Here is a 13,507-nt window from a genome sequence, read left to right on the forward strand (position 1 = left end):
CTGCAGTTGTGCGCACGTGCGAGTGTCGCCCACGGCGCGTGACTCCGCTGCCGCCGCTTCGATCCGCTCGGAGACGCCCTGCGCGATCGGTGCCGTCGTGAAGAGATGCACCCACGCCATCCCGTCGGCCGCGGGCTCGAACTCCACCCGGCGGTCGGCCTCGGAGCGGACGGCTCGGGCGGTGATGGATTCGGGGTGGAGGCGTTCGCGGAGGACTCGGGCGCGCTTCCGGAGGTACGCATTGGTGGATTGTTCGGCGACCGGCAGGACCTCGGCGAGGAACACCGCCCGCCCCTCGACCGGCACATCACTGAGTTGATCGAGGATCGTCTGCGCGTGCCGCGCCGAGATGCGCCCGGCCTCAAGCGACGCCAGCACGGCCGGCGCGTCGTTCACGAGCCGTTCGGCGTCGTTCGTCGCACGCTGGATCGTCCGCTCCGGCATCCGGGGCGCCATCGCGAGGGCCGCGCAGGTCGACCGACGGGACAGTGCCTGGTGTTCGGCCGGCGGGAAGACCGCCGGGACCGTGGCGTCCGCGAAGGCATCGGCACAGGCGGCGGAGCGGGCGAGGAGGCGCGCCTTGCGTGTATCGAGGACGGCCTGCTGGCGGTGGAGCTCCGCCCACTCGTCCGAGAACTCCGCGAGGCGCGCCGCGCAGTCGTCGCTCGCGCGGATCGCGCTGAGGGTGGTCTCGGTCATGGGACAAGTCCACCATGGACCACTGACATTCCAGATGTCAAGTGAGGGTGGCTGTGGAAGTTGCTCGTGAGCCCTTCGACAGGCTCAGGGACCGGGCGCGTGCTCAGGGACCGGGAGGGGTTGCTCAGGAACCGGGCGGGGTTGCTCGGAGTCGCTGTGGCGCTCAGGGTCGGAGGAAACAACCGGAGGATCTCGACGAGCAGCACCCAAGCACCAACCACGGAGCCGATGAACACAAGGATGAAGCCGGCAGCCAGCCAGCCGAGACCGACCGACGAACCGAGGAGGAGCAATACACCGCCGATCACGAACGGGATCATCTGCAACACCGGGACCGCAGCCTTGAGGGCGCGCGGTCCATGCTCGGCATCCTGGTGGCGGAGGATCCGGACCGCGGCGTCGATCGCGAACCACAGAGCGAGGGCGGTCAGGAGCAGGACCTCGACACCGTACAAGGCGTCGGCCTGACCCGGGATGAGTCCTGCGGCAGCGACGACGACGATCAACACCAGGGAGCTGATCGTCGCCGCCGCCCGCGCCGGCATGGACGGGATCTCGATGATCTTGGCGATGTTCACGGACATCGCGACGATGATGAGTCCGGCGAGCGCCGCCGCAGCGCCCGCTGTCGCCACGAAGAAATCGTTCCACGCTTCAGTCATCGCTGCTCCTCGGGAAGCCGATGTCGTCCCGCGACACCACTGCAGTCACACTCACGTCACCCCTCCGCAGGGGCGGCGATGTTCACCAGCCAGGTGATCCCGAAGCGGTCCTGCACCATGCCGAAGGAGTCGCCCCAGGGCGCCACGGTCAGCGGCTGCTGGACGGTGCCGCCATCGGAGAGCCGCTCGAAGTACTCGCGCAATTGGGTATCGTCGGTGTCCGACCCACTCAGCGACATCGAGAAGTTGTTGCCCTCGCGGTAGTGCATGTGCTTCGGCGTGTCCGACCCCATGAAGACGACCCCGGCGTCGCCGGTCAGCTGGGAGTGCATCACCAGATCGACCTCGTCCGGCTCGACCGCGGCACCGAAGTCGCCGAACGTCGACACCGTCAGTTCGCCGCCGAAGACCCCCTGGTAGAACTCCATCGCCTCACGGGCTGTCCCGCGGAAGCCGAGGTACGGGTTGAGCGTCGTCATGATCGTCCCTTTCGCCTGGACGGGCGCATCGTCGCGCTCGTCTCGCGATCATTCTCACGCTCCGGCGTCGGATGTGCGAGCACGTTCTGGTGTCTCCGTCACGAGGGGCTGGGACGCCCACGGCTACTAGGCTCGTCTGGTGCCCTCGCAACCCCAGCCCCTCCGCATCGCGATGATCTCGCTCCACACCAGTCCCGGTGACGAGCCGGGTTCCGGTGACGCCGGCGGGATGAACGTCGTGGTCCGTCATCAGGCCGTCGCGATGGGCGCAGCGGGCCATGAGGTCGACGTCATCACCCGGCGGTCATCTGCCGACCAGCCGTCCGCCGCATCCCTCGCCCCCGGCGTGACCCTGCGCTTCCTCGACGCCGGTCCCGCCGAACCGGTCGCGAAGGGTCGGCACGAAGAGTTCGTCGACGACTTCCGCTCGGAACTCGCCCGACTGCCGCGATACGACGTCCTGCACGCCCACCACTGGTTCTCCGGCATGGCCGCACTCCCCCTCGCGCGGGAACTGGGGATCCCGCATGTGCAGAGCTTCCACAGCATCGCCGCCGAGTCCACCACCCCGCTCTCGCACGGCGAGCGCGCCGAGTCCCCCGGGCGCCTGGCCGGCGAGGCACGGCTCGCCGCGGAGTCGGACGCGGTCGTCGCGATCAGCGCGGCCGAGGCCGACACCGCGATCGCGCGGCTCGGAGCCCGCCCCGACCGGGTGTCGATCGTGCCACCCGGTGTCGACGGGACGCTGTTCCACCCGCTCGACGGTCCTCGTTCCGGTCGCCCGACCGCGGTGGTCGCCGGTCGCCTCCACCCGCTGAAGGGCTTCGACCTCGCCATCGAGACCATCGCCGCGGTCGCGCCCGAGCTCCGCCCCGAACTCGTCATCGCCGGGGACGTCTCCGTCGACTACGACCGCTACGCCGAGGAACTCGCCGCCCTCGCCCGCGACCTCGGTGTCGCCGACGACGTCCGCTTCGTCGGGCCGCAGTCGCGCATCGGACTCGCCACGCTGTTCCGCGAGAGCACGCTCGTGCTCGTCCCCTCGCACTCGGAGACGTACGGTCTCGTCGCGCTCGAAGCCGCGGCGAGCGGCGTGCCGACCGTCGTGGCCGCCTCAGGCGGATTGCGGGAGGCCGTCGTCGACGGAGAGACGGGCATCGTCATCGACTCCCGCGACCCGCACATCTGGGGTGCTGCGGTCTCGTCCATCCTGGGCGACCCGAAGCGGCTCGCGCAGCTCGGTTCGGCAGCGCGACGTCGGGCGGAGCGGTTCGACTGGCAGCGCTCGGGAGACGCCCTCGTCGACGTCTACCGGACCCTGGTCGAGAACGCTCCCGCCGTCGCCACCGCCCCGGCGACCTCGACCTCGTGAACCACGGACTCCTCCCGCTCATCGACAGCGGGCGCACCGTCCTGTTCGCGCACGCGCATCCCGACGACGAGACCCTCGCTTCGGGCGCGCTCATCGCCGAACTCGTGGACCACGGTGCTCGCGTCGTCCTCGTGACGGCCACGCGAGGCGAGCGCGGCGAGGTCGTCGACGGCCCGCTCCGGTCCCTCGCCGGAACCGCTGCTCTCGCGTCCCACCGCGAGTCGGAGCTCGCCGCCGCCTGCCGCACGCTCGGCGTGGCCGAGCAGTTCTGGCTGGGGACGGGTCCGGCGGCCCGACCGGGGACGTCGACGCGATACGTGGACTCGGGCATGCGGTGGGTGCGCGAGGGACTCGCCGGCCCCGCTGACGACGTCTCCCCCGGTGCGTTCTCGCTCGCTCCGCTCGACGACGTCGCCGACGACCTCGTCGCGGTCATCGGACACGTCTCGCCGGACCTGGTCGTCAGCTACGACCACGGTGGCGGGTACGGGCACCCGGACCACCTCCGGATGCACGAGGCCGCGATCGTCGCCGCGCGGAGGAGCGGGGTGCCCTTCGCGGAACTCGTGCACCACCGCACCGACCTGGAACCGCTGGGCGACGACGCCGTGTGGTTCCCACTCGGGCACCGCCTCCCGATCGTCGCCGCGGCACTCGCGGAACACGCCAGCCAATTGACGGTCGACGGCGAGCAGCTCGTCCACTCCGGCGGTCAGCGTGAGGACATCACCACCTCGGTGGGCCTGCGACTCCAGTCCCGCTAGGCGGTCGTCGACTGGTTCCGGTGCTCCCGCGGCATGCGGGACGCGAGTACGGGGACGAGCAGCATGAGCACGACCGCGGAGCCGAACGCCGCGGGGAACGAGAAGGCGTCGAGCAGTGCGCCGGCGACCAGCGGGCCGACGATGGCGCCGAGGTCGGACGTCGCCTGGAAGACCGCGACGGCCCGACCACCCCGACCACCCGCGGCGTCTCCGACGGCCGCCGCCGGAGCGGTCCCGAGGAAGGCCGCCGCGACACCGTAGACGCAGAGGGCGACGACCAGCAGCCAGAGCTCGCCGACGAACGGCATGGCGAGGAGCGCCGCCGCCGCGACCGGGAACGCGACGAGCATCGCGGGTCGTCGTCCGACGGTGTCGACGAAGCGGCCGGCGGGACCGAGCGCGAGCGTCTGCGCGACAGCGGCGATCGCGAAGGCGATCCCGGTCCAGGCTGCTTCCTCATGGAGCGCCTCCACGACGAGGACCGGAACGAGTGCGCCCCGGACGCCCATCGACGCCCAGCCGTTCGCGAAGTTCGCGAGGAGCGCCGCCTGGTACCGGCGATCGGCGAGGACCGTGCGGAAGGGCTCGGCCTGCGTGGCGGTCTCGACCGGCGCGGCGATCCGACTGCCGCGCAGCATCACGAGTCCGAGGACGCCGGCGACCGCGAGGGTCCCGGCGTAGAAGAAGAACGGTGCCGTGAGCGAGATGGTCGCGAGCAGGCCACCGACGGCCGGTCCGGCCATGCCGCCGACGAGGAACCCGCCCTGGTAGAACCCGACCGCCCGCCCGCGACGGTGCGGTGGGGTGGTGCGCAGCAGCAGCGTCATCGCGGCGACGGAGAACATCGCCGACCCGATCCCTCCGACCCCGCGGAGCAGGAGCAGCTGCGGATAGTCCGCCGCGAGCCCGACGAGCGCGCTCGACACCGCGACGATCCCGATGCCGGACGCCAGCACCACCCGCTCGCCGATCCGATCGACGAGCGCACCCACGAACGGGTTCGCGATGAGCCGCATGAGCGCGAAGACCGAGACGACCGCGCCGACCTCGAGGTAGCCGACGCCGAAGCTGCGCACGTACACGGGCAGGACCGGGATCACGACACCGAACCCGAGCATCACGAAGAACGCGACACCGCCGAGGACGAGGACCTCGCGGCCGAGGGGTTCACGAGGAACGGCTCCCGCTCCGCCTGGACGACGGAACGGGAGCCGGATCATGCTCTCAGGGTATCGGTGCGATCAGCCGATCGTCGCCGTGTCGATGACGAAGCGGTAGCGGACGTCGCTGCGGACCACGCGGTCGTAGGCGCCCTCGACCTCGTCGGCACCGATGAGCTCGATCTGCGAACCGATGCCGTGCTCAGCGCAGAAGTCGAGCATCTCCTGCGTCTCGCGGATGCCGCCGATGTTCGAGCCGGCGAGCGAGCGGCGGCCACCGACGAGCGAGAACACCCGGAACTGCTGCGTGTTCTCGGGCAGTCCGACGAAGACCATCGAGCCGTTGAGCTTGAGGGTCGACAGGTAGGCGTCGATGTCGAGGTCGGCGGAGACCGTGTTGATGATGAGGTCGAAGCGTCCGCGGAGCGACTTCAGGGTGCCCTCTTCGCCGGTCGCGTAGTAGTGGTCGGCCCCGAAGCGCTTGCCGTCCTCCTCCTTCGAGGTCGTCTGGCTGAGCACGGTCACCTCTGCGCCGAGGGCGTGGGCGATCTTGACGCCCATGTGGCCGAGACCACCCATCCCGACGATGGCGACCTGCTTGCCGGGACCGGCGCCCCAGTGCTTCAACGGCGAGTAGGTGGTGATGCCGGCGCACAGCAGGGGTGCCGCGACGTCGAGCTCGATGCCCTCGGGGATGCTCAGCACGTAGTTCTCGTCGGCGACGATCTGCTTGCTGTAGCCGCCGTAGGTGGGCTCGCCGTCGTACTCGCGGCCGTTGTAGGTGGCGACGTTGCCCTTCAGGCAGAACTGCTCCTCGCCGGCGAGGCAGTTCTCGCACTCGCGGCAGGAGTCGACGAAACAGCCGATGCCGACGCGGTCGCCGACCTGGTGCTTGGTGACCGCATCGCCGACCTCGGTGACGATGCCGGCGATCTCGTGACCGGGGACCATCGGGAAGATGGCCTTGCCCCATTCCTCGCGGGCCTGGTGGATGTCGCTGTGGCAGATGCCGGCGTAGTGGACGTCGATGACGACGTCGTTGGCGCGCGGCGCACGGCGTTCGATGGTGCCGACCTCGAACGGCGCGTCTGCGGTGGGCTTGATGATGGCGGCGACGGTGGTCACAGGACTCCTCGGGCTGGGGTGTTGGGGGTGCCGTGGGGCGGGATGCACGCGCCGGACAGCACGTTCGACGCTAGCAGCCCACTCCACCGAACGGACCCCCAAGGGACGATCACCCGGGCTGTGCTACGAGCAGCGCGGAGGTGTGAATCCCTGCAGAGTTGCTTGGCAGTTCCCGCAGAGGATCGGCCTCGGGGTGGCATCTCGCCGAGAACCCGAGCATGGTGGGGAACTCGTATTCGCGAACGGAACGGAGAACACACATGCTCACCCTGACCGAGAACGCCGGCCGAGTCGTCAAGACCCTCGCCGAGAACGCACCACTCACCCCGGGACTGGTCGTCCCGGACGACGCGTCGTCGCTCACGCACGGCGCCGGACTGCGCATCAGCAGCAGCTCCGACGACAACAACTTCGAAGTCACCATGACGGCGACGCCGCACGAGGCCGACCAGGTCATCGAAAGCGCCGGAGCGACCGTCTTCCTCGAGGAGTCCGCAGCCGTCGCCCTGAGCGACGCGGTCCTCGACGCGCAGATCGACGAGCAGGGCGGCGTCCGCTTCGCCCTCGGCAAGGCCGAATAGCGCCCTGAGTCCACAGAACGCCCGGTGATCCACGATCACCGGGCGTTCGTGTGTCCGGGTGGGCTCAGTCCTCGGCGTGTCTGGCGCGACTCGGCTGCACCCGTGGCGGCTCGCCCGGCATCTTCGGGAAGTCGGGAGGGAACGGGAGCTCGCCCAGCCCCTGCTCGAGGTCCCGCTCCCACCACTGCAGGAGGACGTCGATGCGCCCAGCGGTGTCGTGCATGCCGGCCCACGGGTCGCCGGTCGTCCGGAGTCGCTCCGGGACGGTCCGCACTGTGAAGGAGCCCGGGTCGATCTCGGGGAGTTCGTCCCAGGTCACCGGGCACGAGACGGTCGCCGAGGCCAGCGCACGCGGGCTGTAGGCGCCGGCCATCGTCCGATCGCGGTTCGCCTGGTTGTAGTCGACGAAGATGCGTTCACCACGCTCCTCCTTCCACCACGAGGTCGTGACCCGGTCGGGATCCCGTCGCTCCAGTTCCCGAGCCGCCGCGATCACGGCGTGCCGGACGTCGAGGAACTCGTGCTCCGGCTCGATGGGCGCGAACACGTGGACACCTCGGTTGCCGGAGGTCTTCACGAACCCCGTCAGACCGACCTCCGTCAACAGCTCCCGCAGCGAGCCCGCAACGCGCACGGCGTCGGCGAAGTCGGTTCCCGGCTGCGGGTCGAGGTCGATCCGCAGTTCGTCCGGATGGTCGGTGTCCGACGCCTGTGACGGCCACGGGTGGAACACGACCGTGTTCATCTGCACGGCCCAGACGACAGAGGCCGCCTCGTCGAGGACGAGTTGCGGATGCCGCCGGCCACTCGGATACACGACGTCGACCGCCCGGACGTACTCCGGCGCCCCCTTCGGCGGGTTCTTCGAGAAGAACCACTCGCCGTCCACGCCGCCTGGGAACCGCTGCAGGGACACCGGACGGTCGCCGTTGGCGGCGAGGAAGGCCGGCGCGACCTCGATGAGGTATTCCGCGAGCTCCCGCTTCGTGACACCGGACGCCTCCCAGAGCACGCGGTCGGGACTGGAGAGACGCACCTCGCGGTCGCCGTGCGGTCCGGGGACGGTGAGGACGATCGCGGTGCTGGCCATGTCGGACACGGTACGCCGACGGCACCCTGCTGTCAGGAGGCTTGTGCTCGACGAAGCGGCGCCGTCCCGCTCAGCCCAGGTGGACGGCCTGCTGGTCACCCGAGGGCAGGAGGTCCTCCTTGCGACCGCGGATGCAGACGACCGCGATGACGCTCGCGATCACGAGGCCGACCGCAGCCGCGATGAACGCCGCCGAGTAGCCCTGGGTGAACGCCACGAGCTGCGAGGCCTGATCCGTGACCGTCGCCTGGTCGGTGACACTCGCGTAGACCGTGGTGAAGACCGACAGGCCGATCGACCCACCGATCTGCATGGAGGCGTTCGCCGTGGCGGAGGCCGCACCGGCGTCGTGCGGGGCGACTCCCGTCAGCGCGAGGTTCTGCATCGGGACGAAGATCATCGCCATGCCGATCCCGAGCACGAGCAGCGCCGGCAGCACCTGGACGAAGTAGTCGCCGTCGGCCGTGATGCGGCTGAGGTATACGAGGGCGGCCGCCGCGACGAGCGGACCGATGATGAGCAGCGGGCGCGGGCCGATGGCCGGCAGGAGCTTCGTGGCGATCGGGGCGACGATCATGATCGCGACGGTCATCGGGAGGGTCGCGATGCCCGCCTCGAGCGGCGGGAAGCCGAGCACGATCTGCAGGTGGAACGTCAGGTAGAGCAGGGCACCGATCATGACGCTGCCGACGATCATCTGCATGAGGAAGGCACCGCCGCGGACCCGGTCCGCCACGATGCGCAGCGGGAGCAGAGGCTGCGCGACACGCATCTCGATGAAGACGAAGAGGGAGAGGAGTCCCGCACCGAGCGCGAGGAAGCCGATGGTGTCGGCGCTCCCCCAGCCGCCCTCGGCCAGCGTGAAGCCGTAGACGAGGGAACCGAGGCCCAGGATGACCGTGATCGCACCGAGCCAGTCGTAGCGGTTGTCGCCCTCGGCCTTGCTCTCGGTAACGAGGATGAGGCCGGCGATGAGTCCGACGATCACGAAGGGCACGTTGACGAGCAGGCACCAGCGCCAGTCGACGAACTCGGTCAGCACGCCGCCGAGGATCAGGCCCACGGCCGCCCCGGCACCGGCGACGGTACCGAAGACGGCGAAGGCCGTGTTGCGGTCGCGGCCGTGGGCGAAGGTGACGGTGAGGAGCGCGAGTGCGGCGGGCGCCATGAGCGCGGCGAACACGCCCTGCAGGCCGCGCGCGATGATGAGTTCGGTCCCGCTCTGGGCGAACCCGCCGAAGGCCGATGCGGCGCCGAAGCCGACCATGCCGACCAGGTAGGTGCGCTTCCGGCCCCAGTAGTCGGCGATGCGGCCACCGAGCAGCAACAGCGCGCCGAACGCGAGGGCGTAGGCCGTGACGACCCACTGACGCTGCGTGTCGGACAGCTCGAGCTCCTGCTGGGCTGCCGGAAGGGCGATGTTCACGATCGTGCCGTCGAGGACGACGATGAGCTGCGTCATCGCGAGGACGACGAGGACCCACCAGCGGCGGGCCGGGGAACCGGACGGTGCTGTGGTGGGATGCGATGCGGTGGCTGCGGATGCAGACAAGGAGGACCTCCGTGCGAGGGGTGTGGGTGCTGGGGGTTTCCAGCCCCAGATCGATGCTCGACACACGGCGCGGGTGCAGCACGGTGCGGACGATCAACCACCCCAACCACGAAGTCGGGCAGAGGACCAGGATAGCGGATGCCGACGTCGCTGCACCCGTGAGGCCACGCGGATCACTCCGAGGTGAAGAGATCGAGCACGGCCTCCGGGTGTTCCACCGCCGCGAAGTGCCCGGTCGCCGGCAGGGTGCGCAGTCGCAGGTCCGGGACGAGAGCGGTGAGGACGGCTGCATCGTCGGGCCCGACGAAGACGTCGCGGTCGCCCGTCATGCAGCGGACGGGACACCGCACGCCGCGCCAGACGTGCAGGTCGTAGGCGGCGGCCGCTCGGGCCGCCAGGAGGAACGACGCCGGCCGGACGTCGGCTGCGAGCGCGTCGACGACCGAGCGGTCGAGGTCCCGACGTCGTCCGAACAGGGGCGACATGAGCGGTGCGAGCAGACCGATCCGGTTCAGCGCGCGGACGAGCCCTGGCCCGCGTCCGCCGAGCGCCTGCAGCATCCGCATCGCGAGGAGCATGCCCGCGAACCACGGGAGCCGGGCGCCGCCACCGAGCGGCTGCCGGATCGCCTCGACGACCCCGATCCCCGTCGGTGAGACGAGGTCGACCCGGATCGTCGCCTCGGGTTCGCGGACGGCGAGGTCGAGCGCGACGAACCCGCCGAGCGAATGCCCGACGAGACGCCAGGACAGGTAGCCGAGCGAGCGGGCGACGGTCGCGACGGCGGTGGAGAGGTCTCCGACCGTCACCGGATCGGCGGCGGGAAGTGCCGATGCACCCCACCCCGGGAGATCCACGGCGATGACGTCGTCGACGACCGCGCCCCGCTCGTCGTCGGCGCGGAGGAGGGGTGACCAGGTGGTCCAGGAACCGGCGGCGCCGTGCAGCAGGATCGTAGCCGGTCCACCCGCTTCGCGCCCCGCACGGACGGTGACCGGTCCGAGATCGGTGTCCACCGTGACGCGTCCCAGGCCGAGCGCGGTCGCATCGGCGGTGATCACGGAGGGGTCGTCCGGCGGGGCGGGACGCGAGGGGTTCACGGGCATGCGTGTCATTCGGAAACGAGGTGCCGCTCGGATCGGTGCTCGATCGACGACGCCGGTCCACCGGCACGGCGCGCAACCCCCCTGGTGGTCGGGAACCCGGCCGCTACCGTGGTCTGATGCCTGAGAACGCACGCGCCGCCGCAGACCAAGCCGCTGGAACCGCACACAACAGCACGACCCTCCGCACGCTCGCCCGCACCGGTCACGCCGTCAACGGGTTGCTCCACGTCCTCATCGGCGGGATCGCGATCTCCATCGCCCTGTCCGGCGCGAGCGGTGGATCCGGCGGCGGCGGTGACGCGGACCAGTCGGGTGCGCTCAAGACGCTTGCAGGCACGCCCGGCGGGATCGTCATCATCTGGGTCGTCGCCGTCGGCCTGTTCGCCCTCGGTCTCTGGACGGCGATCTCCGCCTTCCTCGTGCGCGAATCCGACACCCGCAAGCGGTGGAGCAAGCGGATCTCGACCGCCGGACGCGCGATCGCCTACCTCGCCGTCGGATCGACCGCGCTGACCTTCGCCCTCGGCGGCAGCCAGGACTCCTCGCAGTCCAGCCAGGGCCTCACAGCGACACTCCTGTCCTCCCCCGGCGGGGTGTTCGTCGTCATCGTCGTCGGCCTCGTGGTCATCGGCATCGGCGGCTTCTTCGTCTTCAAGGGCGTCACGCGGAAGTTCCTCGAGGACGTGCACCCGCCCACCGGCACGACGAAGCGTGCCGTCGTCGTCCTCGGCGTCATCGGATGGGTCGCCAAGGGGATCGCACTGGTCACCGTCGGCATCCTGTTCCTCGTCGCGGCCGCCACCCAGGACCCCGAGAAGGCCTCCGGCATGGACGGTGCCATCTCGGCATTGGCCGCGCTCCCGTTCGGCGTCGTCATCCTGCTCGTGGTCGGCGTCGGGCTGATCGCCTATGGACTCTTCTGCGGTGCCCGGGCGCGCTGGGGCAGCCTGTAGGACGGTGAGGCGGGCGCCCCGGGCGACGGCGCGGACCGGTCGGCTCCAGACCATGTCCTGCAAACGCTTGCGTTGCGACTACCGTTAGGAGTATGACGTCTTCTGATTCCACGACGCAGCCCGAGGCGGAACCCGCCGGCGCTACGCAGACCTTCTCCGACCTCGGCCTCGACGACGCGGTGCTCAAGGTACTCAAGGACGTCGGCTACGAGACCCCGTCCGCCATCCAGGCGGCCACCATCCCGCTGCTGCTCGAGGGACGCGACGTCGTCGGCCTCGCACAGACGGGCACCGGCAAGACCGCGGCGTTCGCCCTGCCGATCCTGTCCCGCCTCGACATCACGCAGAAGACGCCGCAGGCGCTCGTCCTCGCACCGACCCGTGAACTCGCCCTCCAGGTCTGCGAGGCGTTCGAGAAGTACGCCACCCACCTGCGCGGCGTCCACGTCCTGCCCGTCTACGGCGGCCAGGGCTACGGCGTCCAGCTGTCGGCCCTCCGTCGCGGCGTCCACATCGTCGTCGGCACGCCGGGTCGCATCATGGACCACCTGGAGAAGGGCACCCTCGACCTCACGGAGCTCAAGTACCTCGTGCTCGACGAGGCCGACGAGATGCTGAAGATGGGCTTCGCCGAGGATGTCGAGACGATCCTGGCCGACACCCCGAAGGACAAGCAGGTCGCGCTGTTCTCCGCGACGATGCCGTCGTCCATCCGTCGCATCTCCGCGAAGTACCTGAACAACCCGGAAGAGATCACGGTCAAGACGAAGACCACGACCTCGGCCAGCATCACGCAGCGCTACCTGACGGTCTCCTACCCGCAGAAGGTGGACGCGCTGACCCGCATCCTCGAGACCGAGAACTTCAGCGCGATGATCATCTTCACGCGCACGAAGAACGAGACCGAGACGCTCGCCGAGAAGCTCCGCGCACGCGGTTACTCGGCTGCCGCCATCAACGGCGACGTCGCCCAGGTGCAGCGCGAGCGGACCGTCAACCAGCTGAAGGCAGGCAAGCTCGACATCCTCGTCGCGACCGACGTCGCCGCGCGCGGTCTCGACGTCGAGCGCATCAGCCACGTCGTCAACTACGACATCCCCGTCGACACCGAGTCCTACGTGCACCGCATCGGTCGCACCGGCCGCGCCGGACGCACGGGCGACGCGATCAGCTTCGTCACACCGCGCGAGCGCCACCTGCTGAAGGCCATCGAGCGGGCCACCCGTCAGCCGCTCACGCAGATGCAGCTGCCGAGCGTCGACGACGTCAACGCGACCCGCCTCACCCGCTTCGACGACGCGATCACCGAAGCGCTCGGCCAGACCGAGCGCATCGAGCGTTTCCGCGAGATCATCGGCCACTACGTCTCGCACCACGACGTCCCCGAGGCCGATGTCGCCGCGGCGCTGGCCGTCGTCTCCCAGGGCGAGACGCCGCTGCTCCTCTCCGCGGAGGACGAGCGCCGCCGTCGTGAGGAGTTCGACAACACCAACCGCGGCAACGACCGCGCCGGTCGCGACCGTCGCGACTCCGGTGACCGCGGCTCGCGCTTCGACCGCGGCGACCGGAGCGACCGCGGCGATCAGGGCGACCGCCCCGAGCGTCGCAGCCGCCCGTCCAGCGGACCGATGGCCCCGTACCGCATCGCCGTGGGTCGTCGCCAGAAGGTCGACCCGCGTCAGATCGTGGGCGCGCTCGCGAACGAGGGTGGTCTGAAGCGCGAGGACTTCGGTGCGATCCAGATCAAGCCGGACTTCTCGATCGTCGAACTCCCGGCGAGCCTCGGCAACGACGTCTTCGACCGTCTCGAGAACACCCGCATCAGCGGCAAGCTCATCGAGCTCCGTCCCGACCGCGGCGGCCCGGCCCGCCGACGCGACGACGAGGGCGGCACGGGCGGCGGCTCGTACGACCGCAAGCCGCGTTCCTAGCACGCCACACAGACGACGAGAGCCGGACGGAAT

13 protein-coding genes are annotated in these 13,507 nt (G+C 70.1%); 5 read left to right on the top strand and 8 right to left on the bottom strand.

Features of this window, described 5'->3' with window-relative positions:
* The 3 genes from BIU99_RS07825 to BIU99_RS07835 form a co-directional block, all read right to left on the bottom strand.
* Positions 1-699, bottom strand: a 699-nt coding sequence (locus tag BIU99_RS07825) for a DUF222 domain-containing protein (RefSeq protein ID WP_139205379.1), incomplete at its 3' end; no start/stop codon positions are given.
* Positions 696-1,361, bottom strand: coding sequence for a hypothetical protein (locus tag BIU99_RS07830; protein WP_071260664.1), 666 nt, complete (start codon positions 1,359-1,361; stop codon positions 696-698). The genes BIU99_RS07830 and BIU99_RS07825, both read right to left, overlap by 4 nt.
* Before the next feature lie 56 nt (positions 1,362-1,417).
* Positions 1,418-1,843, bottom strand: coding sequence for a VOC family protein (locus tag BIU99_RS07835; protein ID WP_071260665.1), 426 nt, complete (start codon positions 1,841-1,843; stop codon positions 1,418-1,420).
* A 136-nt stretch (positions 1,844-1,979) separates the two neighbouring features.
* Here BIU99_RS07835 and BIU99_RS07840 point away from each other — a divergent pair, with 136 nt between their 5' ends.
* Both BIU99_RS07840 and BIU99_RS07845 read left to right on the top strand, forming a co-directional pair.
* Positions 1,980-3,212 carry a glycosyltransferase gene (locus BIU99_RS07840; RefSeq protein WP_082916161.1) on the top strand — a complete coding sequence of 411 codons (1,233 nt, stop codon included), beginning with the start codon at positions 1,980-1,982 and terminating at the stop codon, positions 3,210-3,212.
* On the top strand, positions 3,209-3,976 hold the full coding sequence (locus BIU99_RS07845) for a PIG-L family deacetylase (RefSeq protein ID WP_064296123.1): 768 nt from the start codon (positions 3,209-3,211) through the stop codon (positions 3,974-3,976). Before BIU99_RS07840 ends, BIU99_RS07845 begins: the two co-directional genes overlap by 4 nt.
* Here the strand turns inward: BIU99_RS07845 and BIU99_RS07850 are convergent.
* Entirely contained in the window at positions 3,973-5,196 is a 1,224-nt protein-coding gene (locus BIU99_RS07850; RefSeq protein WP_071260666.1) for an MFS transporter, read from the bottom strand. The genes BIU99_RS07845 and BIU99_RS07850 overlap by 4 nt on opposite strands.
* A gap of 21 nt (positions 5,197-5,217) precedes the next feature.
* Positions 5,218-6,261: an NAD(P)-dependent alcohol dehydrogenase gene (locus tag BIU99_RS07855; protein WP_064296121.1), complete on the bottom strand. Its 1,044-nt coding sequence runs from the start codon at positions 6,259-6,261 to the stop codon at positions 5,218-5,220.
* Positions 6,262-6,521: 260 nt separating this feature from the next.
* Here BIU99_RS07855 and BIU99_RS07860 point away from each other — a divergent pair, with 260 nt between their 5' ends.
* Positions 6,522-6,842 (top strand): hypothetical protein, encoded by a 321-nt coding sequence (locus BIU99_RS07860; protein ID WP_064295440.1) that lies wholly within the window; start codon positions 6,522-6,524, stop codon positions 6,840-6,842.
* A gap of 64 nt (positions 6,843-6,906) precedes the next feature.
* On the opposite strand, the gene ligD is transcribed toward BIU99_RS07860, so the two are convergent.
* From ligD to BIU99_RS07875, 3 genes are all read right to left on the bottom strand, one after another.
* Entirely contained in the window at positions 6,907-7,932 is a 1,026-nt protein-coding gene (gene ligD / locus BIU99_RS07865) for a non-homologous end-joining DNA ligase (protein WP_071260667.1), read from the bottom strand.
* A 70-nt stretch (positions 7,933-8,002) separates the two neighbouring features.
* Positions 8,003-9,484 (bottom strand): MFS transporter, encoded by a 1,482-nt coding sequence (locus BIU99_RS07870; protein ID WP_064295442.1) that lies wholly within the window; start codon positions 9,482-9,484, stop codon positions 8,003-8,005.
* A 173-nt stretch (positions 9,485-9,657) separates the two neighbouring features.
* A complete protein-coding gene (locus tag BIU99_RS07875; protein ID WP_064295495.1) occupies positions 9,658-10,590 on the bottom strand; it encodes an alpha/beta fold hydrolase in 933 nt (310 codons plus the stop codon).
* A 116-nt stretch (positions 10,591-10,706) separates the two neighbouring features.
* Here BIU99_RS07875 and BIU99_RS07880 point away from each other — a divergent pair, with 116 nt between their 5' ends.
* Positions 10,707-11,543: a DUF1206 domain-containing protein gene (locus tag BIU99_RS07880; RefSeq protein ID WP_064295496.1), complete on the top strand. Its 837-nt coding sequence runs from the start codon at positions 10,707-10,709 to the stop codon at positions 11,541-11,543.
* A gap of 92 nt (positions 11,544-11,635) precedes the next feature.
* Positions 11,636-13,474 carry a DEAD/DEAH box helicase gene (locus tag BIU99_RS07885; RefSeq protein WP_064295443.1) on the top strand — a complete coding sequence of 613 codons (1,839 nt, stop codon included), beginning with the start codon at positions 11,636-11,638 and terminating at the stop codon, positions 13,472-13,474.
* Positions 13,475-13,507: the final 33 nt, after the last annotated feature.

The sequence above is a fragment of the Plantibacter sp. MMLR14_011 genome, from assembly GCF_001865025.1.
GTDB lineage: Bacteria > Actinomycetota > Actinomycetes > Actinomycetales > Microbacteriaceae > Plantibacter > Plantibacter flavus_A.

What these genes read in the sequence shown, in the direction of transcription:
- BIU99_RS07830 (WP_071260664.1), bottom strand. Translation starts at nt 1,361, where the DNA reads ATGACTGAAGCGTGGAACGATTTCTTCGTGGCGACAGCGGGCGCTGCG.
- BIU99_RS07850 (WP_071260666.1), bottom strand. Translation starts at nt 5,196, where the DNA reads ATGATCCGGCTCCCGTTCCGTCGTCCAGGCGGAGCGGGAGCCGTTCCT.
- BIU99_RS07860 (WP_064295440.1), top strand. Translation starts at nt 6,522, where the DNA reads ATGCTCACCCTGACCGAGAACGCCGGCCGAGTCGTCAAGACCCTCGCC.
- ligD (WP_071260667.1), bottom strand. Translation starts at nt 7,932, where the DNA reads ATGGCCAGCACCGCGATCGTCCTCACCGTCCCCGGACCGCACGGCGAC.
- BIU99_RS07875 (WP_064295495.1), bottom strand. Translation starts at nt 10,590, where the DNA reads ATGCCCGTGAACCCCTCGCGTCCCGCCCCGCCGGACGACCCCTCCGTG.
- BIU99_RS07880 (WP_064295496.1), top strand. Translation starts at nt 10,707, where the DNA reads ATGCCTGAGAACGCACGCGCCGCCGCAGACCAAGCCGCTGGAACCGCA.
- BIU99_RS07885 (WP_064295443.1), top strand. Translation starts at nt 11,636, where the DNA reads ATGACGTCTTCTGATTCCACGACGCAGCCCGAGGCGGAACCCGCCGGC.